This window comes from Marinifilum fragile (assembly GCF_963677365.1).
GTDB classification, from domain to species: Bacteria; Bacteroidota; Bacteroidia; order Bacteroidales; family Marinifilaceae; genus Marinifilum; species Marinifilum fragile.
The window spans coordinates 2268182-2292267 of the sequence record NZ_OY781962.1 but is presented as its reverse complement, the minus strand read 5'-3'; the positions used below and the strand labels follow the sequence as shown (position 1 = coordinate 2292267).

Below are 24086 nucleotides of genomic sequence, written 5' to 3'. Positions count from 1 at the left end.
GTATTATTGAGGCTTAGTATCTCAAATATATCAGAACTAAGGCTATCCCAATGCCAATTCCCGAAATGGAAAGGTTGAAACTTTTTCTGTCGGTTTTAAATACTGCAATGGTTAAAGCAGAAATCAACAAACCTGCTAGTATAACTATTAAATATGCAGCCAATACTCCCAGACTGTATCCTGATAGGTGAATGAATTTTAAGTTGCTGCCAAATGCTTTCAGGTAATGAAAGCTAATGCTGGTGCCAACTACCAATCCGATTAATGCGAAAAAATTGTATCGAATGGCATTTGCCGATAAGTTGTTTGAAATCATATGATGAACTCCGACCACCAATAATGAAATTGCTGTTGCCAACCTGATGGTTGAATAGGAGAAGTGTGTGATTTTAAAACATGCTAATAGCAATCCCACGAGAGATCCAATGCCAAGGGCAAGGAAAAGTGAAAATAGATTTTTCCAATCTTTTAGCTGAAAAACGATGCCAAAAAGCAATAGAATTAAAAAATGATCAAAAAGAGAGAATGAGATTAGGTATGAAAAAGCGGATTCGAACCCTGATAAAAATTGTTGCATATTGTTCTTAAATTATTTCCATTTAATAATAGACCTGCAATTTTCTACATTGCTTTTGTTGTTTCGAATCACAAAGTGAGATTCGCGGTCGTTATTACTACTGCAATTATTGTGAATGCTTAATTGATCGTTGTACTTGGCTTCGTGCAGGAAATTAATTTCCAATTCGTCAATCAAGCCAGAGCTTAATTTCTCAATCGGGCAAGAATCTACAATCCATTTGATGTATTTCACATTATTAACATGCTGGTTAATGTCAATATCACTGAAATGCACATCAATAGTTAGGTTTGGATTTTCATCGACATTAGTATTTAATTTTTGCAATGAAGTTTCAAATACCTTTTCAGCATTTTCATATTTGGCACCATCGATAATGGAGTGGGGGCGAGTTGGTCTTTTATTCTTGATATTAATGATTAACCATGATGAACTTGCCAGGATAATAGCATTGCCTTCTCTATCGAGAATTCTAAAATCTCTGTTCCCAAACAAACCTTCAATTCCTGTAGGCCAGGTTTCAACAGTTATTTCATCGGTCCATTTTGGATAATCAATCACTTTAACTTTTAGTCGTGTCAGCACCCACGATAAATCTTGTTGCATTAATTTATCAATTCCCCAGTTTAAAGCATCTGCATGCATGCCAGCAATTTCTTGCAGGTAATTGCATATGGATGTCAGTTTTACTCTTCCATTAAAATCAGTATCGAAAGAGCCAATTCTGAATGTCTTTGTGAATTTTGTTTGATTAATTTCTAGAGTATCCATTAAATCAACTTGATTTTTAATTTTTTAACGATATAGATTGATCGTACGAATAATAAAGCCACAATCGGTAAAATCTCATTTGGTAATGATTGTGGAATGATAGACCATGCGGCCAAAATAATCAGCAATAGTACCGAGCTCGCAAAGAAGAAAAAGTATGATGCTTTATTTTTCATGCTCAGCAAGATGTTTGCCACTGGAAAATAAAATGGTAAGGCCCAAAGAATATTCCAGTTTGGTCCGGTTGCCTGATGATCGGTAAAAAACCAAAGGAAAATAATTACCCAACCAACTAAACCAGTTGCTCCGAATAAAACATGATCGATAATAAAATAATTGCGTTTGCTTTTTAAAGTGCGAATGCTTACCCATAAAACGATTAGTGAAAGTATTCCGAATATAAAACCTGGGCGTTTGTACCATTCCGTCATTTTGTAATTCAAAGCTGGTTTTAATACTTCGTTGGTATTACTAACCAGCGGAACTCTTTCTCCGTTATTCAATACTGTAGCATCGCCAAAAGCATACATCATGTTGTCAGGTAAAAACATATACTGGTATGGTGTGGCTTCAACATCACATGGTGAACCTAGAATTAAATGGATGCCAAGGTAAATCCATCGACTTCGTTCCATAAAATGATCCAATAAGTTCCAGAAGTTTTTTGGCTCAGCATTATTTTCTTTATAGATGATTTTACCATCTACATTGGCTTCTATGATATCTCGTATTCGCGTAGAACAATTATCAAAGAGAAAATCGTAATGATAATATCTATTTTCAGGTTTGTAATTTTCGATTACCGCTGCAAATAGTTTTCTTTTTGTTTCGAGATCTAAATTCAATTTCTGTTCTGTAACTCCTTGTCCGGATCTCATGTATTCAGGCAAAAAATCGCGGTAAGGAGCAAATGCTAAACGATACATTAATTTGCCTCTGGCAAATTTCATGTAAAAGTTTGGGGTGTTAAAATTGAATGTTCCATAATTAAAAACAAGGTCAATTTGGTTTAAAGGATCGTGAAAACGCAATGCAGAGTGACCAAAATGAGAATACAACTCATCACCTGGCGAACAGGTTAGAAGACTTACTTCTGATTGTTCTGAAAGTTGCTTTGCATATGTGTTAGAGAATGATATAAGGCCAATTACTAATAGGCCTATAAAGAATTTAAATCTTTTCATAAGTATGAATATTTATCTGATCGAAGATATACAAAATACCATTATTTCGTATGGTGTTGATCTTATAAAACGCTCATGTTGCATATATATTGAAGGAAATCATGGGATTACTGAAAAAAGGGTCGTTCTCTTTTAATTTGTTTGCTTTGGAAGATGGAAAAATCACTTCGGGCCAAAATTTCATTCTATTTCTTCTTGCAAATGGTCGACTTTTTCAAAAAAAATGTTTTTCGTAGGGCACAATTCTACTTCTTTTCAAAAAGTTGGGTTTTGGCAGTAGGAAAAATCACTTCGGGCCAAAATTTCATTCTATTTCTTCTTGCAAATGGTCAACTTTTTCAAAAAAAGTTTTTCGTAGTGCACAATTCTACTTTTTTTCAAAAAGTTGGGTGTTAGCAGTAGGAAAAATTACTTCGGACCAAAATTTCATTCTTTTTCCTCTTGAAATCGGTTGACTTTTTAAAATGAAGTATTTTATGGTGTGCAATTCTGCAATTTCTTTGTTGCATAAAAAATCCCCTGTGAAAACAGAGGATTGGAATATAGATTAAAACAATCTTATCTCATATCATTTACTTCTACATCAGGATTTGCAGCAGTATCGAATACAAAATCCTTATCGGTTAATGTAACATTAGGAGTTAACTTTTTAAGAACAATGCTTACATCGTTTCCATCTTTACCAACTGATTTAAGAGCACTGATTTGGTTTGTAGCCTGATCGATTTTTAGTCGAATGTGAGTGAAACCACGTTCATTATCGGTTGGAAACAAATCTATAACATGAAGTTTTTTTCCATTTTCAGTTACTTCGTTTACATATTTATAAGTAAACCCAGTTTCGTAAATCGAAAAGATCTTAGCAGGATTTAATGCTTCATCTTCGTCTACACCAGGCTCTTTAATACTTACCTCTTCTGCATCAATAATATGAGTATATTGTGTTTTGCCATCAAAGTAAATGTCGGTTCCCATTAAGTTTAATTTATACTTGTTGTCTTTTAGTACAATACTTCCGTCAGATACTTCGTGGATATCCTCTTCATCATTATCCATTGAGTAAGTGAATTCAGCCTTTAGGCTTTTATATTCTTTATTGATCTCTGATACTTTATCTAAAATAGCTTTTGCTTTGGCATCTTGTGCTGATACATTAAGGCTGATAAGTCCAAGTAAGAGGAAACAAAAAAAGTTTTTCATGTGTTTAATTTTATTTTAATTGATACATGTAACACTCAATTTACATGTTCGGTTCATTTTTCTTGATTTGTATTTAATTCAATTAGATATTCAATTATTGTGCCAGACCTAATTTGCAATGTTGTTTAATAGTTGTTCAAGTGAATATTCGTCTTGTATAAGCACCTGACGAGCTTTACTTCCTTCAAAAGGCCCTACAATTCCTGCAGCTTCCAATTGGTCAACAATTCTCCCGGCTCGGTTGTATCCAATAGAGAATCGGCGTTGAATTCCCGAAGTTGACCCTTGTTGTGAAGTCACCACCAAGCGAGCAGCTTCTTCGAACAATGCGTCGCGTTTCTGAAGATCGATATCTCCAGCGCCACTCTCCGATGATTCTCCAACATATTCAGGCAGCATCAAGGCAGAAGGGTAGGATTGTTGATTATTAATAAATTCGGTAATTGCTTCCACTTCCGGGGTGTCAACAAAGGCACATTGTACACGCACCAAACTGCTACTGATTGATACCAACATATCACCTCGCCCGATTAATTGGTTGGCCCCAGGACTGTCCAGAATGGTTCTGGAGTCAATCATAGAGGCTACTTTAAATGCAATTCTGGCAGGGAAGTTTGCCTTAATCACACCCGTAATGATATTTGTAGAAGGTCTTTGTGTTGCAATAATCATATGAATACCAATTGCACGAGCCAATTGGGCAATTCTGGCAATCGGAGCTTCAACCTCCTTGCCGGCTGTCATAATCAAATCAGCAAACTCATCAATAATTACCACAATGTATGGCAAGTACCTGTGACCATTCTCCGGATTTAATTTTCGTTTTATAAACTTGGCATTGTATTCTTTGATATTTCTTGCATGCGCTTTTTTCAGCAAATCGTAACGAGAGTCCATTTCGATACACAAGGAATTCAATGTAGAAATTACCTTATGGATATCTGTAATGATTGGCTCTTCTTCTTCAGGAAGTTTTGCTAAAAAGTGCTTTTCTATGGTTGAATAAATACTTAATTCAACCTTTTTAGGATCGATTAAAACAAATTTTAGTTGCGATGGATGCTTCTTATACAAAAGAGATGTAATAATGGCATTCAACCCAACCGACTTACCTTGACCAGTAGCACCTGCCACCAAAAGGTGAGGCATTTTGGTCAGATCAAGGGTGTATGTTTCATTGGAAATGGTTCTACCCAATGCAACAGGTAAAGCAAATTTTGATTCCTGAAACTTCTTGGATGCAATGATGTTCTTCATCGAAACAATTTCAGGGGTACGATTAGGAACCTCAATACCAATTGTACCTTTTCCAGGAATAGGAGCAATGATACGAATTCCGAGAGCTGACAAACTTAATGCAATGTCATCTTCCAGATTTTTAATCTTAGAAATTCGAACTCCCGGTGCAGGAACAATTTCGTAAAGAGTAACCGTAGGTCCAATGGTTGCTTTGATTTGTACAATTTCAATTTTGTAATGACGAAGCGTTTCAACAATCTTATTCTTATTGCTCTCAAGTTCCTCTTTGCTAACAACCGAATTGTTTATCTGGTGATCTTCCAATAAATCGATAGTTGGAAATCTATATCTGGATAAATCCAAAGTTGGATCGAAATCTTCTAAAGGCTCTTGATTAAGAGGAACTGTTTCTTCCTGTTCTCTTACTGTCTCTATTTTCAACTCTACACCATCTTCACTTTCAGTTTCGTTTAATGCAGTTTCGTTGGTAGCATCAACAGGTATTTCCGGTTCTTCTGTTAATAGAATTTCAGATTCGAAATTTGGAGTCTCAAGCTCTATTTCTTCAGTGATTTCTGGTTGTTCTCTAATTTCGTCAGCTATCTCTTCTTCTAAATCTTCATTTTCAGTGATGGTTCCTGAAGTTTTTTCTTTCTTCTTAACCAATTTTTTAAAGAAACCTACAGTATTTTGAAAACCGAATGTTAATAGGCAAAGGAGACTTAATATTAATAGGAATAAAGTTCCAACATTACCTATAGTGGAAACCAGCCATTCACTAATGAAAAAGCCATGAATGCCACCAAGAAACAGGAATGAATCGCTTGTGGAATCCACAAAAACAAAAGCCATTCCTATTGAAAACCAAATGCTAAAAAGTAGGGTGTAAAGAATACTTTTCTTGATGGATTGAATCTTTAGCCCCCAGGAACGTAGGGATAGAACTACCATTACATATAGAAAGGAAAATGAAGCAATTCCAAACCCTTTGTTGATGAATAAGTTTGAGAGATATGCTCCAGTTTTACCCGTCCAGTTTTCTACTCTTATTTCAGAATCCGTAATTAATTCGAGCCATTTAATATCTAGTTTACTTTGATCTGCACCTCCTGTGAAAAAGAAAGATACAAATGCCAGACTTGTATATATGGTAAAAAGTGAAAGAGTAACTCCCAAAATGAAACGAGTTCTTTCATCACTTAAAAATTTTGGTTTTGAGAATATCTTTCTTCGGGATTTAGGTTTTGATTTCTTTTTTGTAGCCATTCGTTTATTTTTCAGTGTGTTGCTGATGTCACGCTGTTGCGAAATTTATGTAAAAGTAATAAAAATGGCTTGGAAATCCACAGTTTTAATTGTGTGCAAAAGATTAATTTTTGGATAAAATCTTTAACTAGTTGAAATCTACAATATATTTTTTCAAAGTTGCTTTGTCTGAAAGAACGTATTCTGCAGGAACATTAAATTCTTCTGAAGCTATTTTTTCTAAACTTACGCTTTGAGCAGTAAACTTCGTTTTTATCTTATTCATTGTAGTTTCAAACTCCATAAGAACACCTTCTATTTCATTTAAAGGTGTATTTCTGTTCGGATTCTCAAGGCCAATTTCTTCTGTATACGCAACTTTAATAGGATTTATTGTTTCATCTTCGAAAAAAAGTTCGGCAACTTTACATTTGTATCCAGCTATTGTCTTAATCTCATCCAAATGTTTTATTCTGCTAGGAGGTAGTTGATTGTAAATAAAAGCAACTTCTTCTTTGGGAAATTCGTAGTTAAACTTGTTGTTCAGGACTTTAAGAAGAATATGACTTTTATCACAATCGAAATTTGAAATAAACTTTGTGCTAAAAAAACCAAGATATCCTTCAGAAGTTAAACTGATGTTATTTTTTTTAAACCGTAATTCTACTTTATTTGGAAGTAATGCTACAATAGGATTTTCTTTCTCCGAAGCGTAATAACTAACATCGTAAATAATAAGTCCTTCGTCAGCTTTGGTCTTATTTCCTGATTTACTATTACAAGAACTTAAGATTATTGCAAATAAAAAAAGGAAAATGGGTAGCCTCATAAAATTTGAGTTAGTTGGTATAGATTGTCCGGTAAAGTTGTTTTGAAATACTTCCTAAATGTATAAAACATCCTAAAATAAACGATAAAACTAATCTTCTTTCTTAAAGAATTTAAAGTTTCTACGATTAATTTATTTTTTGGTTTTAATTTATGCTAAAATGTGGACTGAAATTGATTTGCTTGTAAAATCTGATAATGTAAACATAACTGCATTTTTTAATTCGGGTTGTGCAAACGAGTGATATCAAGTTTTCAGTTTGCTTTGAATTTCATTATTTTACATGTGTAACTACTAAACAGTAAAAATCATTCCTCTGTAATGTGTTGAAAAACAGGGTTCGAAAAAGTTTTTAAAAAAAAGCAAAATTTCTTGTTTTGTAATTAATTTTTTTAGTTTTGCAAAACTAACAAGAAAAACATAAAGCGAAAAGTAATGAATAAATTAGCAGTTGTAGCCTTAGGAGGTAATGCGTTGCTTCGAGGCAATCAGAAAGGTACTGTTGAAGAGCAAAATGCAAATACAACAGACACTCTTGAAAATTTGATTTTCCTTATTAAAGAAGGATATGATATTGTATTAGCTCATGGTAATGGTCCACAAGTTGGAAACATTTTGATGAGAAATGATGCAGGTGAGCAATTGTATAATATTCCTCAAATGCCATTAGATATTGATGTTGCCGATTCTCAAGGAGGTATTGGTTACATGATCGAGCGTAACTTAAGAAATGTTCTAAAGAAGCATGGCATCAAGAAAGATGTTATTACTTTGGTTACTCAGGTTGTTGTGGATAAAGATGATCCAGCATTTGAGAATCCAACAAAACGTGTAGGTAAGATCTATACAAAAGAAGAAGCTGATGCATTGGCTGCTGATAAAGGATGGATTTTTAAAGAAGAGGTAAAAGCTGATGGTGGATGGAGAAGAGTAGTACCTTCGCCAAGACCAATGAGAGTAATGAACGAAGAAATCGTTTCAAAGTTAGCTCGCGAAGGAAATATCGTGATCACCGTTGGTGGTGGTGGAGTTCCTGTTTACGAGGATGCTGATGGTCAGATTTGCCCAGTGGAAGGTGTTATTGACAAAGATTTAGCTTCTGCATTAATTGGTGCAAGAATCAAAGCTGATGAATTCTATATCTTAACTGATGTTCCATACATTTACAAGAACTTTAAACAACCAAACGAAGAAATTTTGGAATTCTTGGATTATAAGGATACTATGGAATTGATGAAAGATGGTCAGTTTGCAGAAGGTAGTATGGCTCCAAAAATTAGAGCTTGTTTGGAGTTTATTCAGAATGGAGGTAAGAAATCGGTAATTACCGAAGCTACTAAGCTTGAGGACAAAAAGTATGGTAGTAAAATTACTATGGAATACGAGAACTAAAATTAAATAAGAATCTTGTGCCTTTGCTTTGTTATGTTGGTACAAGACTCTATTTTTGACAAATATTTGTTTATCCTATTAAAATTATAACAATGGCTTTCAATCTTAGAAACAGAAGTTTTTTGAAGCTTTTGGATTTTTCTCCAAAAGAAATTCAGTACATGTTAGATCTTGCAAGAGATTTAAAAAGAGCTAAATATGCTGGTAACGAGGTTCAAACTCTAAAGGGTAAGAACATCGCTTTAATTTTCGAGAAGTCTTCTACTCGTACGCGTTGTGCTTTTGAAACAGCTGCTTACGATCAGGGAGCTCACGTAACTTATTTGGGACCTTCAGGATCTCAGATTGGTGTTAAGGAATCTATGGCTGATACTGCACGCGTACTAGGTCGTATGTATGATGGTATTGAGTACCGTGGTTTCGGTCAGACTGTTGTTGAGGAATTGGCTAAGCACGCTGGAGTACCAGTTTGGAATGGTTTAACTGATGAATTCCACCCAACTCAAATTTTGGCTGATTTCCTTACTATGATGGAGCACTGTGATAAGCCATTACACCAAGTTTCTTTTGCTTACTTAGGTGATGCAAGAAACAACATGGCTAACTCATTAATGGTAGGTGCTGCTAAAATGGGTATGGATGTAAGAATCGTTGGTCCTAAGAATCTTCAACCAGAGGAAGAATTGGTGGCTCAATGTCTTGAAATCGCTAAAGAAACAGGTGCTAAGGTAACTGTTACTGATAACACTGAAGAAGGTGTTAAAGGTTGTGATTTCCTTTATACTGACGTTTGGGTATCAATGGGTGAGCCAGATGAGGTTTGGAAAGAAAGAATCGAATTGTTGAAGCCTTTCCAGGTGAACAAAGAGACTATGGCTATGACTGGCAACGAAAAGTGTAAATTTATGCACTGTCTTCCTGCTTACCACAATAGAGAAACTAAGGTAGGTGAAGAAGTTTACCAGAAGTTTGGTTTAGATGGAATCGAAGTTACTGAAGAAGTATTCGAATCTCCAGCATCTATCGTATTTGATGAAGCTGAAAACCGTCTTCACACTATTAAAGCTGTAATGGTTGCTACTTTAGGAGCATAATTAAGCTTTAATTACAAGATAAATGAAAAGGGATAACAATTGGTATCCCTTTTTTATTTTTTGTTATGATTAGATAATCACGCCTAATTTACTTGTTAATAGGTTTGTGTAATTTTATTAGTTTTTAAGATATGTAAACTTGTTGTTCTTGTCAATTGAAATTGCATGAATTCCTTTATTTTTTAATTCATTTTTGAAATCACAACCACTACATCCGCCACCACAAGCAGATTCTTTTTGTTTTTTTATCATTTGAACCAATTGGTAGAATGTATATCCAACGGCATAAATGATGATCAGGTATGTTAGTATAAGTTGAATGCTCATGATTTAAACTATTAAGTTTCCGACTTGGTATACAATAAATGAGACTAACCAGGCAAGTCCGGTTGTATAAAATACAACAAATGCAGCCCATTTCCAATTTGCCTCTTTAACTAATGCAGCGACTACAGCTACACAAGGAAAATATATCAAGGTAAAAATCAAAAATGATAGGGCAGTTAAAGCACTAAAAACCTTTTCGCCAGTTCGGTAGTCTCCTGTGAATTCTTGTTCTCTTAACTTGTTTCTTAAACTCTCGCTTGATTCGTCACTATCTTCACCTTCCTGGTATAAAACTCCCATTGTACTTACAACCACTTCTTTTGCTGCAATACCTGTAAGGATACTAACCGACATTTTCCAATCAAAACCCAAAGGATGCATGGCAGGAGCTATAAAATGCCCGATTCTGCCTATGTATGAATTTTCCTGTTTTTCTTCGAGCATATCATTGCGTAAACTCGCTATTTCAACATCGCTTTGTTCTTGAATGAAAACTTTCTCAGATTCATTTGCATTTTCCAGCTTTTCTTTAGTATTGACTTCATTTTGTGCGATTAAGCTATTGTAATCTTTGGAGTAATCTACTTCCAATGGGAAATATCCCAATGCCCAGATTATTATTGAGGCCACAAGAATAACACCACCCATTTTCTTTAAATACTGTACTCCCTTGCTCCACATGTGTCTAGTAGTTGCCTTTAGAGTCGGTATTCGATAGGGTGGTAATTCCATTACAAATGGTGCGTCTTTTGATTTAAAGAAGCTGGCTTTAAAAATCTTGGCAAATAAAACTGCTAGTACAATTCCTAACATGTAAATACCGAAAAGCATTACACTTGCGTTTTCAGGGAAAAAAGTACCAATGATTAGAATGTATACTGGCAATCGAGCACTACATGACATGAATGGAATAATCATCATTGTGAGGATTCTGTCACTTCTATTTTCAAGTGTTCTGGTAGCCATCATTGCAGGTACATTACATCCAAATCCCATAACCAAAGGAATGAATGATTTTCCATGCAGCCCTATTTTGTGCATCAATTTATCCATGATGAAAGCAGCACGTGCCATGTAACCCGTATCCTCCATAAATGAAATAAAAAAGAATAGGATAAGAATGTTAGGAAGAAAAACAATTACTCCTCCGACACCTCCAATAATTCCATCAATCAGCAGATCTTTTAGTGGACCTTCTGCCATAAAATTATCCAGTAGGTTACTTAATCCTTCTACACCTATTTCTATCCAACTCATAGGGTATTCTCCTAAGTTGAAAGTAGCATAGAATGTTAAAAACATAAAGCTTAGGAAGATTGGAAATCCAAATAACTTATGAGTGATAAATGTATCAATCAATGTGGTATTTCTTCTTCTCTTGATAGGACTTTCCTTGTAGGTCTCTTTCAATGCTCCATCAATAAAGCCATATTTAGAATCTGTTATAACTGTTTCACAGACCTCACCAAATTCTTTTTCAATTTTTGCAATTTGTTCTTTGGCTACCGCTTTTATCTCAAAATGAAGATCACTTTCATGAATAATATGACGAGCACTTTCATCATTTTCTAAAAGTTTTATCGAAAGATATCTAGGCGACATGCTGGAAGATAACTTTCGATCTTTCTTGATTACAGTTTGTATTTTTAAAATTGCACTTTCTACAATTTTACCGTAATTGATATGAATGTGTCGAACAATTGGATCTCTGTCTTCATATACTTCAATCGCTTTGTCGAATAATTCTTTTACTCCTTTACCTTTTGAACTTACAGTTGGGACAATAGGAATTCCCAACATTTTTGAAAGTTCCTTGTAATTGAAAGTAGCCCCTTTTTTTTCCAGTTCATCATACATGTTTAAGGCCAATATGACCTTAATATCCATGTCGATAAGTTGAGTCGTTAGATATAGGTTTCTTTCCAGATTTGAAGCATCTACAACATTGATCACAACATCAGGACTTTCATTCATGATGTATTTTCTAACGAATAATTCTTCCGGAGTATATGCAGTAAGAGAATAGGTTCCAGGTAAATCTGTCACATCAAATAGATAGCCATTTTGCTTTACTTGAGCTTGTTTTGAGTCAACGGTAACCCCACTATAGTTTCCTACATGTTCTTTGGATCCGGAAGCAAAGTTGAATAATGTTGTTTTTCCAGCATTAGGGTTTCCAACTAAAGCTACATTTATTTTTTTGCCTTTTTCTTTTGCTGAGGTTTTTAGAATTTCATCACTAATTGTTCCTTCAAAATCGGATATTTTTATGTGATTTGCTTCTTTCTGGGTAATTACTTCAATTAATGCAGCTTCGCTTCTGCGCAGAGAAACTTCATACCCCATAATTTCATACTCTACAGGATCTTTTAGGGGGGCATTTTTTATAACAGTAACTTTTTTCCCCTTAACAAAGCCCATTTCGGTAATTCTTTTTCGAAATGCACCATGTCCTAATACTTTGGTAATTATTCCTTTTTGATTATCTGTTAACTCAGATAGTTTCATTCGTTCTTAAATTTCCGTGTTGTTCATTGTTCCCTGATTCGTCAGGTAATTTAGTATTCATCTGGTGATGTTTTTTCTATTTATATGCATCACAAATTTTCCTAAATGTTGGTCAAACGTATAGGAAATTTTCAATAATTACAATCCCTATTAATAGGGATTTTTATTAATCATTTAATAGTTTTGGGCTATATATTTGGACTTAATAAAAATATGACGGTGCAAATGTAACAGTTTTGAGATATTTTTGAATGCTAGTGTGCACCAAACAAAAAAAGCTGCTCGATAAAAGCAGCTTTAAGTTTTATAAAATGATATTTATTCCGATAAATCTTCAAATTCAACGTTTGAATAGGCCTCTGCTTCTAATCCTTCAATTAGTTCTGAGCGTTTATTTTGTTCTTCGGTTACGAACAATTCTTCTACTTCGTTGGTTTCCATATTTGATGATTTGATAAAATCCAAAGCCTCTAACAATCCTTCAGAAAATTTGTCAAAATCTTCTTTATATAAAAATACTTTGTGTTTCTCGAAAGAATAGTTTCCTTCTTTGTCGTAGCGCTTTTTACTTTCTGTAATTGTTAGATAGTAGTCGTCTTTTCTTGTTGCTTTTACATCAAAAAAGTACGTCCTTTTTCCTGCCCTAACCGCATTCGAAAAAATTTCATCGCGATTCTTTTTTTCATATCCATCTTTATTGTCGTAACCTTCCATTTCAAATAAATTTTAATTTATTCTGTTTATTGTCTTCAAAAATAAAAAAATCTGCGTACTAATTGCTATGTGTTAGTAATTTATTATCGTAAAAAAGTAATTTAAATTCAGTATGCAAACCTTTTCAATTGGCTTTTATAGACTTACAGGATTTTGTTATATGTAAAGTAAAGGATAGTCTGATCTTTAATTCTTTTTACTGTTTTTTTTAAAATTACTTGTTGAGTTATAAAAAAAGTCTAATTTTGCAGCCACAATGACAAATTTGTAAAAGTTCTTTAAGGATATGATTAGTAGAAGATTACTTCGAGTGAAAGTATTGCAATTATTGTATGCGTACTATAAAAACCAAGATCGCACAATTGCAAAAGCTGAAAAGGAATTGTTTTTCAGCATTGGAAAAGCTTACGATTTATACCATTATTTGCTTCTGCTGATTGTAGAGCTGGCTTTTGTTTCAGAAAAAAAGATTGATACTGCAAAAGCTAAAATTATCCCTACTCACGAGGATCTTAATCCTAACACCAGGTTCATAGACAACAAAGTAATTAAGCAATTGGCTGAAAACATTCAGTTGAATAGCTATGCTGAATCCAATACAATTACTTGGACGGATCAGGAGGACTATATTCGATTGTTATTTGATAAGTTGGTGAAATCAGATTTGTATATTAATTATATGAATGCTGAGAAAAATTCTTATCAAGACGATAAAAAGTTTGTAGAGAAATTTTTCTTGACTTTAGTTGCGGCTGATGATGACTTTTATTCTTTAATGGAAGAAAAAAGTATTTATTGGAACGATGAGATTGAGTTTATCATTAGCATGGTGATTAAAACCATCAAAGGATTAAATGAGAATGATGATCAGTACACTTCGCTTATGTCTTTGTTTAAGGATGCTGAAGATGAAGATTACGTGAAAACATTGTTCCGCAAAGCAGTAGTGAATCACACTGAACATGTGGAAATGATTCAGAAAAATACCAAGAACTGGGATTTGGAACGAATAGCCTTTATGGATATTCTAATTATGGAGTTGGCTCTTACAGAGTTAAAGGAATTTCCGAATGTGCCGGTAAAGGTAAGTTTTAATGAGTATCTTGAAATTGCGAAATTTTATAGTACTTCAAATTCAAGCAACTTTATTAATGGTATACTTGATAAGTTGGTTAAGGAATTAAAAGAAAATGGAAAAGTTAAGAAAGTTGGTAGAGGATTAGTTGGAGAAGTATAATCTTAACTTTTAACAGATAATTAAAATGCGCTAATCAATGGATTATGCGCATTTTTGTTTTATATGAACTGATGTGAATAGATTCATTGAAATTTTTGTACTTTCGAAATCCGAAAATTAAAGTATGAATGCATTAAAATTTAGAAATAGGAAGTGGGTGGTTTTAGCACAACTGTTGATTTTTGTGTTTGTTTTAGGCTGTGCAGGTGGTTCATCTAAAGAAAATAAACCTGTTGGTGTGGACTCTGTAGAATCGGTGAAATCAGGTAAGTATCCTAAGTTTGAGTTTAGTAAAGAAATACATAAATTTGGGGAGATTTCGGAAGGAGAAATTGGGGTTTGTGATTTCTATTTTAAAAATATCGGCGAAAGCAACCTAATCATTAAAAGTATAGAAAGTGATTGTGGATGTGCCAATTTTAAATGGACAAAGAAACCTATTAAGGTTGGAGAAGAATCTAAAATAACCATTGAGTTCAATTCTAAAGGGCGCCATGGTAAGCAATACAAAGTAATTACAATTTACAGTAATACTTTACAGAAAAAGAAAAAGCTGATTCTTACAGCTAATGTGGAATAGTTATTAAATGATTTGTAATTTTATAATAAATCGGTCGAAAGACCATTAAATTTGGATTGAAATGAATATGCTAAACATCTTATTGATGGCTCAGCCTGCAGAAGGTCAGGGAAGTTTAACTTCTTTTATTCCTTTGATTTTAATTGTCGTAGTATTCTATTTCTTCATGATTCGTCCTCAGATGAAAAAGCAGAAGGAATTAAGAAAATTCCGTGATGAATTAAAGAAAGGTGATAAAATTGTTACTACTGGCGGTATTTATGGAAAAGTACTGGAAATTCAGGAGCGTGCAATTATTATGGAAGTAGAAGGACAAAACCGTTTGAAAGTTGATAAAGCTGCGGTTGTTAAAGACATGAGTGACGTTGCTCAAAAATAATTTATCAGGCTGTGCCGATTAAGGCACAGCTTTTCTAAATACTAAGTACCTTGAATAATCTCGATTTTCAGAAACTAAAAGGATATTTTAACAAAGAAAAAATAACATCGAATAAAAAACTATTGGTTTATTTATTCTTTGTTGGTTTATCAACAATTTTCTGGTTTTTGAATGCACTGAGTAAAGAATATACAACGAGTATCAATTACCCTGTATATTATATCAACTTTCCGGAAAATAAGGTACTTACCAATGATCTTCCAAAGAAGCTAAGCTTGCGTGTAAATGCTTATGGTTTCGACTTGCTTCGTTACAAGTTAAGTACAGCTTTTTTATCCAATCCTTTCGATGTGAATAAATATACAAACAAAAGAATTGAGGGAAGTTCGCTGAATAATTACACTTTGCTTACCTCAAATATAAAAGAGAGGATTGAGAAGGAATTGTCGACAGGTATTCGTTTGGAAGCTATTAGTCCAGACACCATTCGTTTTCAATTTTCACCAATTTTAGAGAAGAAAGTACCAGTCGTATTGGATTTGAAACTGAATTATGAACAACAGTTTATGAAAGGAGGAGCGATTCTTCCAGAATTCGACAGTATATTGGTAAAAGGACCTCAATCTTTAATTGACTCGATACATATTGCTAAAACAGAACTGTTAGAGTTATCAGGTTTGAAGAAAGATACGAAGAAGGAGGTTGATTTTGAGAAAATTGAAGGTGTTAGTTTCTCACCTAAAAAGCTAACGGTTAATATTCCCGTTGAACGATTTACTGAGGCTAACAAAAATGTTTCAATAAAGGTTGATAATTTGCCTGATTCGGTTTTGTTGCGTTTATTCCCTGGAGATGTGAAACTATCGTATTTTGTAGGAATGAATAAATACGAAAATATTACTGAAGATCATTTTGATGTGAGGGTCGATTATTTAGAAGCCATACAAGGTGATGGAAACAAGTTGAAGGTTGAGTTAAAACGCAGTCCTGATTTTGTTTCAAATGTTCGTTTTTATCCTCAAACCGTTACTTTCCTAATTGAGAAACGTAAGTCGGTTCAATAACAATGTGTAATGCTGAAAATTGGATTAACAGGAGGAATTGGTACTGGGAAATCTATTGTAGCCGAGGTATTTAAATTATTGGGAATTCCGGTGTATGTTTCCGATAAGGAGGCCAAGCGTTTAATGATAGAAAGCGATGAAATCAAGACCAAGTTAATTGAAAGATTTGGACCCGATGTATATACTAAGGATCACTTTCTTAATCGAAAATATCTTGCCGATATTATTTTTAACAATCCTAAGGCATTACAGGATGTAAATGCTATAGTTCATCCTGTTGTTCGAAATGATTTTCAAAGCTGGAGCGAGAAACAGCAATCGCCATATGTAATACAAGAATCTGCAATATTGTTTGATACCGGTTTGTACAAGAATTTTGATAAGATTATTTGTGTGACAGCAGATGAAGAACTAAGAGTTAAGCGAGTAATGGATAGAGATGGAGTTGATGCAAATGCGGTTAAGGAACGCATGAAAAATCAGTTAGCCGAAAGTGTGAAAATAGAGAAATCAGATTTTGTGATTTATAACAATTTAGATTTAATTCTACCTCAAATCATGGAAATACATAAGGAACTTATGCGTGTTAAACTTTGTTAAGGTTTTGCTATAGATCTAAGAAAAAAGCTGAATTATGCTATCTTTAAAGCTTTCTGGTTTTTTTCGTCCAGATATTTATAATACAATAAAAATTGATTGCCATTTATGGGTAAATATGGAAAATGGATAGCCGGAGGGTTAGGTTGGGCTTTTCTGGGACCAATTGGAGGTATTTTGGGATATCTTGTTGGTTCTGCTTTTGATACAATTGAAATAGAAGGAGGTAAGGTAGCAGGTCAAACTCGTCAGGGAGATTTCGTTATGAGCCTACTAGTACTTGTTGCCGCAGTAATGAAAGCTGACGGTAAGGTGCTTCGATCAGAATTGGATTACGTAAAAGCCAATTTGGTAAAAAGCTTTGGTGTTGGGCGTGCAACAGAAGCAATTGGAATGCTTAAGGATATCTTAAAACAGAACATTCCGGTTGAAGAAGTTTGCAGACAAGTTCAGGCTCATCTTGATTATTCCTCAAGATTACAGTTGATGCATTTCTTGTTTGGAATTGCACAGGCTGATGGATCGATCTCAAGTTCAGAACAGGCAATTATTGATAAGATATCATACTATTTGGGAATTCAGGGAAATGATTATTCTTCTATCAAGTCCATGTTTGTGCAGGATACTGATTCGAGTTATAAGATTCTTGGATTAAACAAAGATGCCACTGATGAAGAAGTGAAAAAGGCCTACAAAAAAATGGCTGTAAAATATCATCCCGATAAGGTGAGTTATCTTGGAGAAGATGTTCAAGAGGCTGCTAAAGAGAAGTTTCAGAAAGTGAATGAAGCATTTGAGAAAATTAAGAAAGAGCGAGGATTTGCATAAAACGAAAGCTTTTAAACTATTTTTGGCCAAATAGTTTTGTATAATACTATGGAATTATAAATTTGTGCTTCCAAAATTAAAATTTGAAAATATGTTGAAAGGAATATTAGCTATATCAGGACATTCGGGTCTTTTTAAAATGGTATCGAATGCAAAAAATGCTTTGATTGTTGAGTCGTTGGTTGATAAAAAAAGGATGCCAGCTTATGCAACTTCAAAAATTAGTGCTTTGGAAGATATCGCAATTTTTACAGATGAAGGAGATGTGCCATTGGCCAACGTTTTCAAAAACATTAAAGAGAAAGAAAACGGAGGAAAAGCAGTTAGCCATAAAGCTTCAGGAAATGAATTGAAAGAATACATGGCAGAAATTTTGCCTAACTACGACGAAGATCGTGTGTATGTATCGGATATGAAGAAAATATTCCAGTGGTATAATTTGCTACAAGAGAACAATCTTCTTGAAGATCTTGACAAAGAAGAAGAGGTTGAAAATACAGAAGAGTAATTTTCAAATCTAAATAATTTGTAAACCGTCTTAATTATAAGGCGGTTTTTTTATGTCTGAAAATTGCGTTGCATCAATATTTTCAAGAACTTGTTAGGTAGTTGTTGTAGGGTTTTCAATTTTAAATGTAGTTTCATGGAATCAGTAAAGATAGGTGTACAAAATGTTGTATTAAGAAAATGGCAAAAAGGAGATGAAGATAATTTGGTAAAATATGCTGATAATCCTGCCGTTGCTAAGTTTTTGAAGGATAGCTTTCCAAAACCATACACTTACTCTGATGCCGTTAATTGGGTGCGTTTTGCTAATAGAACCATTGATTCATATAATCTGGCAATAACTCTTAATAATCAAGTGATTGGTGCAATTGGGATTGAAAGACAAAAGGATGTTTATAGAAAATCAGCTGAACTGGGTTATTGGTTGGGTGAGGAATATTGGAACAGGGGAATAATGACCAATGTGGTGAAGGAAATGGTCGAACTGGCATTTCAAAACTTTCCTATTGTTAGACTCTATGCTTATGTTTTTTCGGATAATAAAGCTTCATCTATAGTGCTGGGAAAAGCAGGTTTTGAATTGGAATCAATACAAAAATCAGCAATTTATAAGAATGGGCAATTTATGGATCAATTGGTTTATGTCATTGTAAGAATATGACCCTGTAGAGACGTAGCATTGCTACGTCTTTGCACTGCTGCGCCTTTGTCACGTATTTCATGCTAGAATAAAAAAAAAAGAGGCTTTCGCCTCTTTCTTTATTCTCCATCAAAAATAATATTATAAGATTCCCAAAAATTCTTGTCGTAAGGCATATCTTCGTAATATGCTCTTTTTTCAATTATTTCTGGATTTTCGGTGTTAATCTTTGTGATTAGCATTTCAGTATTGATATCAAGTGATTTTGGAATACCAGTTTCTTTTTCTTTCAATTCGTGATGACGCTTGTAATTTACATAGCTTAAGTAATATCTACCAGAGTGTTGTTTGTAAGTCACACTAAAATCATATTCGATTTTTAAAGGTTCCCACTTCTGTCTGTTCTCATTTACGTAAAAGCTTCTTCCTTGTGGAGAATAATTTGTAGCAACAACATGCGTTTCGTTCTTAATTACTGCGTAATCTTTGGCTTTAATGTACAATTTACCCGAATAACTTTTCGCATAGTAATCTCCTGTATTACTTAGCATCGGGCGTTTGCTTTTATAACTAATTACCCAAATTGAATCATTCTCATACTCTGTAATCTGATCTAATTTTAAATCGTAAAAACTAATGTGATTTCCATTTAAAACATTACCACGACTTCTTACGATATCCATTTCAAGCAACTCGTCTAAAAAGGTCGATCCATCAGCCAAAGAAGCTGGTTCGAAGTTTTTGCGTACCTGCAGAAATTTGTATCCACGCTCTTTGAAAACTTGGTATGCGTCAGCACGCTGATATCCTTTATCGTCATAAATTCTAACCGCAGCTTCACGGAGTCTGTTCAGTTCTTCGTTCTCAAGCTTTTCCGATCGGTAATAAACATCGTAGTTGAAAGGAGTTTGAAGGTAGTTTTCAGGAATTTTTTCAAGTGCAGTTTTAATTCTTTTTTGCAAAACCAGCGATTCTGCCATTACTTCAACTTCACCAATATTGTAGTTTTTTGGTGTTAATACAATCTCAAGGGTATCTACTTGAGAACATTCAGAGACCTTTGCTGTAAAAGTAGAAAAACCAACTGCAGAAGCTTGAATCATTTGTTCGTTATATTTCCCAGGAATTTTAAACTCAAAAATTCCATCCAAGTTAGATGCAGCGCCAATATACGATCCAATTACACCAACATTGGCAAATGGTATTGGTTGGTTATTTTGTTTGTTGGTTAGTTTACCAACAATTCTAATAATACCAGAATTATCTTCTTTGCTTTCGTTTTCCTGCGAAAAACCTGTTAGCGAGAATGCACATAGCATTACAAGCAATAATTTAAATTTTTGCATGATATGTAGGATTGTTTCTTTTCTGTTTTTCAAATTCTTTGCCAAAATGTATTTGGTAATCATGATACACAAAGATATGTTAATATAAGAGCAAGAAAAGCGATTCTGACGAGAATACTTTTAAAAAATGTTAATTTTGGTCAGAAATATTTATTTTTTGTTGAATAAAAAATATCTTCGCTTGTATTTCAGTTATAGATAATCAACTACGAAATTAAAATATAAGTCCTATGAGAAGTAAATTGCTTGTTCTGTCTTTGGCATCCTTAATGCTAACATCTTGCGTTGTTTCAAAGAAAAAATACGAAGAGCTTGAATATGCAAAGCGTAGAAGCGATGCAAAAGTATCTGCCTTAGATAAGGAGAACTCAAAAAAGAAACAGCAAATCACTCAGTTAAATTCTAAGCTGGACAAAACATTGGCCGAGTTTAACGAGATGAAAAACAGTATGGCTGAAAGCAATGCTAAAAAGAATACCGAAATCGATGAGTTAAGTACTGAATTGATGGGATTGGCATCGGATACAACTGCTTTAAAATCAAGATTGGAGGAAACACTTTCAAAATATAACAATCTGATTAATCAGAATAGCAGTAACGAAGGAGCAATATCTGATTTGAAGAAACAAATTGAAACTTTAAAATCTGATTCTACCAAGTTGGCACAAGATTTAAAAGCAGCTGGAGTTGAGGCAGAATGGGACAAAAAGAAACTTGAAACTGAAAAGAAAAAGTCCAGCGAAGCTGTTGCGCGGAAAGAAAGTGAAGTTTCAGCTTTAATGGAACAGATAAAAGAAAAAGATGACAAGTTAGGTTGGCTTAGAAAAGAGAAAAAGAGATTAGAGGAAGAACTAGAGTTCATGACCAATCAAAGAAATCTTTTCAAAAAACAATACGAAAAGGCTACGGGAAAGCAATAAACTGTAAAACCGCAAAAATACAAACCATGAATCACCGGATATGATCTTGTGATTCATGGTTTTGTTATATGTGCGAACGAGAAAGAAAAACTTTGTATTAAAAAGTATATCTAGATATCTTGATTTAATAGATCTTAATTTTTAGTTTTGCAAGCATGGAAGTTTTATTGATATCGCTTGTAGTGATTGCCGCAATTGCATTCCTTTCTACCTGGATTGGACAAAAGCTAAGAGCGCATAAGGGGGAGATTGAAGAAGAGCCAGTGGCAGAGCCAATGGAAGAGTGTTGTGGTGCACATGAAATTTGTGAAACCGACCTTTTGAATAAAATGTCTGAAGAGATCATTTATTATGAAGATGAGGAACTAGATGCTTACAAAAACTTCGAAGAAAACGACTACAACGATGATCAGATCGATGAATTTAGAGAAGTGCTATATAGCTTGAAGGAAAAGGAAATCGCAGGCTGGATGAGAAGTTTGGAACTTCGTAAAATTGAATTGCCATCAGTAATAAAATCCGAAGTTGTTTTTATGCTGGTAAAATAAAGAAATCAACAAAACTATATACAAACCGTTTCGCATTGCGAGGCGGTTTTTTTGTATAATTTCATCTCCCGACAATATGTAAACTCTATTTTTTGATATTGAAATGAGGTAATGAAATATTATATTATTTCAAGAATTACCTCGATTATAATATATCATATTAATTAAAGAAGAAATAGAGTAATTGATGGATAAAAGATCTTATTCTTTCTATTTAAAAATCAGAAAATTAACTAAAGAAATTTAATTTATATCATTCTATTCAAAATAGGCTTTACTTCCTATTTTAATTGCTACCTTTGCGGCTCATAAAAATTATAGAATGAATTCATTTGAAAATCTTGGTCTATCAAAGGCCATACTAGAAGCTATTTCCGAATTAGGCTTCGAAACCCCAACTCCTATCCAAGAACAAGCAATCCCGGTTCTTCTCGACGGAAGATCTGACTTTGTGGGATTAGCTCAGACCGGAACAGGGAAAACGGCGGCTTTCGGTTTACCTTTGCTTGAGCTTATCGAGCCACAGGTGAAAATACCGCAAGCTTTGATTCTATCTCCAACAAGAGAATTGGGAATCCAAATTGCAGACGATCTTAAGACATTCTCGAAGAATATCTTAAACTTGAACGTTGTGAATGTGTACGGGGGTGCAAGTATCGAAGAGCAAATTCGAAAACTGAAAAGAGGAGCACACGTAATTGTGGCTACCCCAGGGCGTCTTCTTGATTTAATTAGAAGGAAGGCTGTTAATTTATCTGCTGTTGAATATTTAATTCTTGATGAGGCAGATGAAATGTTGAACATGGGCTTTAAGGAAGACATTGATGCAATCTTGTCTTCTACATCCGAAGAAAAAGTGACTTGGTTGTTTTCAGCAACTATGCCACCAGAAGTTCGACGAATCTCTAAAAATTACATGACAGATCCTACTGAGGTAACTGTAGGAAAAGCAAATACAACCAACAAGAATATTTCTCATCAATATTACATGTTGAACAATCGCGACCGTTACAATGTTTTGAAACGTGTTGTAGATTTTTTTCCAGACATTTACGGTATTATTTTTTGTAGAACCAGAAAGGAAACTCAGGAAGTTGCCGAATTGTTAATGAAAGATGGTTACAATGCTGATGCTTTACATGGAGATTTAACTCAGGTACAGCGCGACAGAGTAATGCGAAACTTTAAAAATCGTTCATTGCAATTATTGGTAGCTACCGATGTTGCAGCTCGTGGTATTGATGTAGATGATCTTTCTCACGTAATTCATTACAACTTGCCTGATGAGTTGGAGTTCTATACTCACCGAAGCGGTCGTACTGCTCGTGCAGGAAAGAAAGGAATCTCGATTGCTTTGGTTACGCCAAGGGAGGAGCGTAAAGTAAAAGATCTTTCTAGAAAATTAAAAACCGATTTCGAGCAGGTGAAAATTCCTGTAGGAAAAGAGGTTTGCGAAAGACAGTTGATGAACTTTATGCAACGTGTAAACCAAGTTGAGGTTGAAGAGGAAGAAATTGAACCATTTATTGATGGAATTAACGAAGAGCTGGAAGCCTTAAGTCGTGAAGATTTAATCAAGCGTTTTGTTTCCTTGGAATTCAACCGTTTTTGGGAATATTACAAGAATGCAGATGATTTGAATCTAAAATCAACTACTCAACGCAGAAACAAAAAAGAAGACAACAAAGGCGAAGACCGCATGTTTATCAATATTGGTAAGAAAGACGGCATTGATGTACCTCGCTTGTTAAACCTGATTCACAAACAATGTGGAGTTCGAGGTAAAAATGTTGGTAGAGTTGATTTGAAAGGTGTTTTCTCATTCTTTGATGTTGATAAAGGATTTACCGATGATATTATTAAAGGTTTTGCTGGCGCTGTAATTGGTGGCAGAAAAATCAGAATCGAAGTGTCAGGTGATAGACCAACTTCAGATGGAGGTCCTCGAAAAGGACGTTCGAGAGGCGATCGTGATAGAGGAGATCGCAGAGATAGAGGATACGGCAGGAGAGATTCTTCCAAAGATCGCAGAGGAAAAAGCGATGGAAAAAGATATTCTGACAGAAGAAGAAAAGAGGCGTAAGCCTCTTTTTTTTGTGTGCGTATTTTTTTAATCTTCAAGTGTAAAATCATAAACAAACATTCTGTTTCTATAGGAAATTACCTCATTAATTATGAATGTGTTATGTTGTTAATTGCTTTTTTGCTTTATATTGTTTAAGAAAAGCTAAATAAAACTTACATTTATTTTCAAACAATTCACAATAAATTAAAGATGTATAGGTTTTAATTTACGCTAATTTTTATTTAAATTTAATCTATGAAATTCCATTTGGGATTTTTTTTATGCTTAAACTTTA

The 24086-nt window shown here is 34.1% G+C and carries 23 protein-coding genes; 13 read left to right on the top strand and 10 right to left on the bottom strand.

What is annotated here, in order from left to right:
- Nucleotides 1-13: 13 nt before the first annotated feature.
- The 6 genes from ACKPCA_RS09030 to ACKPCA_RS09005 all read right to left on the bottom strand — a co-directional run bounded on the left by ACKPCA_RS09030 (nt 14) and on the right by ACKPCA_RS09005 (nt 7045).
- Nucleotides 14-577, bottom strand: coding sequence for a HupE/UreJ family protein (locus ACKPCA_RS09030; RefSeq protein WP_321282529.1), 564 nt, complete (start codon nt 575-577; stop codon nt 14-16).
- A gap of 12 nt (nt 578-589) precedes the next feature.
- Nucleotides 590-1348, bottom strand: coding sequence for an acyl-[acyl-carrier-protein] thioesterase (locus ACKPCA_RS09025; RefSeq protein WP_321282528.1), 759 nt, complete (start codon nt 1346-1348; stop codon nt 590-592).
- Nucleotides 1348-2532 carry an Lnb N-terminal periplasmic domain-containing protein gene (locus ACKPCA_RS09020; protein ID WP_321282527.1) on the bottom strand — a complete coding sequence of 395 codons (1185 nt, stop codon included), beginning with the start codon at nt 2530-2532 and terminating at the stop codon, nt 1348-1350. Before ACKPCA_RS09020 ends, ACKPCA_RS09025 begins: the two co-directional genes overlap by 1 nt.
- A gap of 558 nt (nt 2533-3090) precedes the next feature.
- On the bottom strand, nt 3091-3732 hold the full coding sequence (gene lolA1, locus ACKPCA_RS09015) for an outer membrane lipoprotein periplasmic chaperone LolA1 (RefSeq protein WP_321282526.1): 642 nt from the start codon (nt 3730-3732) through the stop codon (nt 3091-3093).
- A gap of 108 nt (nt 3733-3840) precedes the next feature.
- Nucleotides 3841-6237, bottom strand: coding sequence for an FtsK/SpoIIIE family DNA translocase (locus ACKPCA_RS09010; protein WP_321282525.1), 2397 nt, complete (start codon nt 6235-6237; stop codon nt 3841-3843).
- 127 nt (nt 6238-6364) lie between these two features.
- Complete coding sequence (locus tag ACKPCA_RS09005) at nt 6365-7045, bottom strand: hypothetical protein (protein WP_321282524.1); 681 nt, start codon at nt 7043-7045, stop codon at nt 6365-6367.
- Nucleotides 7046-7480: 435 nt separating this feature from the next.
- Between ACKPCA_RS09005 and arcC the strand changes: the two genes are divergently transcribed.
- Nucleotides 7481-8437 carry a carbamate kinase gene (arcC, locus tag ACKPCA_RS09000; RefSeq protein WP_321282523.1) on the top strand — a complete coding sequence of 319 codons (957 nt, stop codon included), beginning with the start codon at nt 7481-7483 and terminating at the stop codon, nt 8435-8437.
- A gap of 92 nt (nt 8438-8529) precedes the next feature.
- Complete coding sequence (locus ACKPCA_RS08995; RefSeq protein ID WP_321282522.1) at nt 8530-9531, top strand: ornithine carbamoyltransferase; 1002 nt, start codon at nt 8530-8532, stop codon at nt 9529-9531.
- Nucleotides 9532-9648: 117 nt separating this feature from the next.
- Here the strand turns inward: ACKPCA_RS08995 and ACKPCA_RS08990 are convergent, their stop codons facing one another.
- From ACKPCA_RS08990 to ACKPCA_RS08980, 3 genes are all read right to left on the bottom strand, one after another.
- Nucleotides 9649-9858, bottom strand: a complete 210-nt coding sequence (locus ACKPCA_RS08990) for a FeoB-associated Cys-rich membrane protein (RefSeq protein ID WP_054717381.1) — start codon at nt 9856-9858, stop codon at nt 9649-9651.
- Between the two features lie 3 nt (nt 9859-9861).
- Nucleotides 9862-12366, bottom strand: a complete 2505-nt coding sequence (gene feoB / locus ACKPCA_RS08985; protein ID WP_321282521.1) for a ferrous iron transport protein B — start codon at nt 12364-12366, stop codon at nt 9862-9864.
- 318 nt (nt 12367-12684) lie between these two features.
- Nucleotides 12685-13080, bottom strand: a complete 396-nt coding sequence (locus ACKPCA_RS08980; protein ID WP_054717387.1) for a DUF3276 family protein — start codon at nt 13078-13080, stop codon at nt 12685-12687.
- A 286-nt stretch (nt 13081-13366) separates the two neighbouring features.
- Here ACKPCA_RS08980 and nusB point away from each other — a divergent pair, with 286 nt between their 5' ends.
- From nusB to ACKPCA_RS08940, 8 genes are all read left to right on the top strand, one after another.
- Nucleotides 13367-14317, top strand: coding sequence for a transcription antitermination factor NusB (gene nusB, locus ACKPCA_RS08975; RefSeq protein WP_054717391.1), 951 nt, complete (start codon nt 13367-13369; stop codon nt 14315-14317).
- 124 nt (nt 14318-14441) lie between these two features.
- Nucleotides 14442-14897 carry a DUF1573 domain-containing protein gene (locus ACKPCA_RS08970; RefSeq protein ID WP_054717395.1) on the top strand — a complete coding sequence of 152 codons (456 nt, stop codon included), beginning with the start codon at nt 14442-14444 and terminating at the stop codon, nt 14895-14897.
- A gap of 61 nt (nt 14898-14958) precedes the next feature.
- Entirely contained in the window at nt 14959-15276 is a 318-nt protein-coding gene (gene yajC, locus ACKPCA_RS08965) for a preprotein translocase subunit YajC (protein ID WP_245625849.1), read from the top strand.
- 50 nt (nt 15277-15326) lie between these two features.
- Nucleotides 15327-16340 (top strand): YbbR-like domain-containing protein, encoded by a 1014-nt coding sequence (locus tag ACKPCA_RS08960; protein WP_321282520.1) that lies wholly within the window; start codon nt 15327-15329, stop codon nt 16338-16340.
- Nucleotides 16341-16349: 9 nt separating this feature from the next.
- Complete coding sequence (gene coaE, locus ACKPCA_RS08955) at nt 16350-16940, top strand: dephospho-CoA kinase (protein ID WP_321282519.1); 591 nt, start codon at nt 16350-16352, stop codon at nt 16938-16940.
- Between the two features lie 105 nt (nt 16941-17045).
- Complete coding sequence (locus ACKPCA_RS08950) at nt 17046-17765, top strand: TerB family tellurite resistance protein (RefSeq protein ID WP_321282518.1); 720 nt, start codon at nt 17046-17048, stop codon at nt 17763-17765.
- Nucleotides 17766-17856: 91 nt separating this feature from the next.
- Complete coding sequence (locus tag ACKPCA_RS08945) at nt 17857-18273, top strand: DUF5606 family protein (RefSeq protein ID WP_321282517.1); 417 nt, start codon at nt 17857-17859, stop codon at nt 18271-18273.
- A gap of 135 nt (nt 18274-18408) precedes the next feature.
- Complete coding sequence (locus ACKPCA_RS08940) at nt 18409-18933, top strand: GNAT family N-acetyltransferase (protein WP_321282516.1); 525 nt, start codon at nt 18409-18411, stop codon at nt 18931-18933.
- A gap of 98 nt (nt 18934-19031) precedes the next feature.
- On the opposite strand, the gene ACKPCA_RS08935 is transcribed toward ACKPCA_RS08940, so the two are convergent.
- A complete protein-coding gene (locus ACKPCA_RS08935; protein WP_321282515.1) occupies nt 19032-20258 on the bottom strand; it encodes a carboxypeptidase-like regulatory domain-containing protein in 1227 nt (408 codons plus the stop codon).
- Between the two features lie 230 nt (nt 20259-20488).
- Between ACKPCA_RS08935 and ACKPCA_RS08930 the strand changes: the two genes are divergently transcribed.
- From ACKPCA_RS08930 to ACKPCA_RS08920, 3 genes are all read left to right on the top strand, one after another.
- Nucleotides 20489-21178, top strand: coding sequence for a hypothetical protein (locus ACKPCA_RS08930; RefSeq protein WP_321282514.1), 690 nt, complete (start codon nt 20489-20491; stop codon nt 21176-21178).
- A gap of 155 nt (nt 21179-21333) precedes the next feature.
- Entirely contained in the window at nt 21334-21726 is a 393-nt protein-coding gene (locus ACKPCA_RS08925; RefSeq protein WP_054717418.1) for a hypothetical protein, read from the top strand.
- Nucleotides 21727-22048: 322 nt separating this feature from the next.
- Nucleotides 22049-23809: a DEAD/DEAH box helicase gene (locus ACKPCA_RS08920; RefSeq protein WP_321282513.1), complete on the top strand. Its 1761-nt coding sequence runs from the start codon at nt 22049-22051 to the stop codon at nt 23807-23809.
- The last annotated feature ends 277 nt before the right edge of the window (nt 23810-24086 follow it).

Coding starts and splice junctions, on each gene's coding strand:
- ACKPCA_RS08935 (WP_321282515.1), bottom strand. CDS start 20,258: ATGCAAAAATTTAAATTATTGCTTGTAATGCTATGTGCATTCTCGCTA.
- yajC (WP_245625849.1), top strand. CDS start 14,959: ATGAATATGCTAAACATCTTATTGATGGCTCAGCCTGCAGAAGGTCAG.
- feoB (WP_321282521.1), bottom strand. CDS start 12,366: ATGAAACTATCTGAGTTAACAGATAATCAAAAAGGAATAATTACCAAA.
- ACKPCA_RS08940 (WP_321282516.1), top strand. CDS start 18,409: ATGGAATCAGTAAAGATAGGTGTACAAAATGTTGTATTAAGAAAATGG.
- ACKPCA_RS08930 (WP_321282514.1), top strand. CDS start 20,489: ATGAGAAGTAAATTGCTTGTTCTGTCTTTGGCATCCTTAATGCTAACA.
- ACKPCA_RS09030 (WP_321282529.1), bottom strand. CDS start 577: ATGCAACAATTTTTATCAGGGTTCGAATCCGCTTTTTCATACCTAATC.
- ACKPCA_RS09010 (WP_321282525.1), bottom strand. CDS start 6,237: ATGGCTACAAAAAAGAAATCAAAACCTAAATCCCGAAGAAAGATATTC.
- ACKPCA_RS08995 (WP_321282522.1), top strand. CDS start 8,530: ATGGCTTTCAATCTTAGAAACAGAAGTTTTTTGAAGCTTTTGGATTTT.
- coaE (WP_321282519.1), top strand. CDS start 16,350: ATGCTGAAAATTGGATTAACAGGAGGAATTGGTACTGGGAAATCTATT.
- lolA1 (WP_321282526.1), bottom strand. CDS start 3,732: ATGAAAAACTTTTTTTGTTTCCTCTTACTTGGACTTATCAGCCTTAAT.
- ACKPCA_RS08945 (WP_321282517.1), top strand. CDS start 17,857: ATGTTGAAAGGAATATTAGCTATATCAGGACATTCGGGTCTTTTTAAA.
- ACKPCA_RS08925 (WP_054717418.1), top strand. CDS start 21,334: ATGGAAGTTTTATTGATATCGCTTGTAGTGATTGCCGCAATTGCATTC.
- ACKPCA_RS09025 (WP_321282528.1), bottom strand. CDS start 1,348: ATGGATACTCTAGAAATTAATCAAACAAAATTCACAAAGACATTCAGA.
- nusB (WP_054717391.1), top strand. CDS start 13,367: ATGATTAGTAGAAGATTACTTCGAGTGAAAGTATTGCAATTATTGTAT.
- ACKPCA_RS09020 (WP_321282527.1), bottom strand. CDS start 2,532: ATGAAAAGATTTAAATTCTTTATAGGCCTATTAGTAATTGGCCTTATA.
- arcC (WP_321282523.1), top strand. CDS start 7,481: ATGAATAAATTAGCAGTTGTAGCCTTAGGAGGTAATGCGTTGCTTCGA.
- ACKPCA_RS08990 (WP_054717381.1), bottom strand. CDS start 9,858: ATGAGCATTCAACTTATACTAACATACCTGATCATCATTTATGCCGTT.
- ACKPCA_RS08950 (WP_321282518.1), top strand. CDS start 17,046: ATGGGTAAATATGGAAAATGGATAGCCGGAGGGTTAGGTTGGGCTTTT.
- ACKPCA_RS08970 (WP_054717395.1), top strand. CDS start 14,442: ATGAATGCATTAAAATTTAGAAATAGGAAGTGGGTGGTTTTAGCACAA.
- ACKPCA_RS09005 (WP_321282524.1), bottom strand. CDS start 7,045: ATGAGGCTACCCATTTTCCTTTTTTTATTTGCAATAATCTTAAGTTCT.
- ACKPCA_RS08980 (WP_054717387.1), bottom strand. CDS start 13,080: ATGGAAGGTTACGACAATAAAGATGGATATGAAAAAAAGAATCGCGAT.
- ACKPCA_RS08920 (WP_321282513.1), top strand. CDS start 22,049: ATGAATTCATTTGAAAATCTTGGTCTATCAAAGGCCATACTAGAAGCT.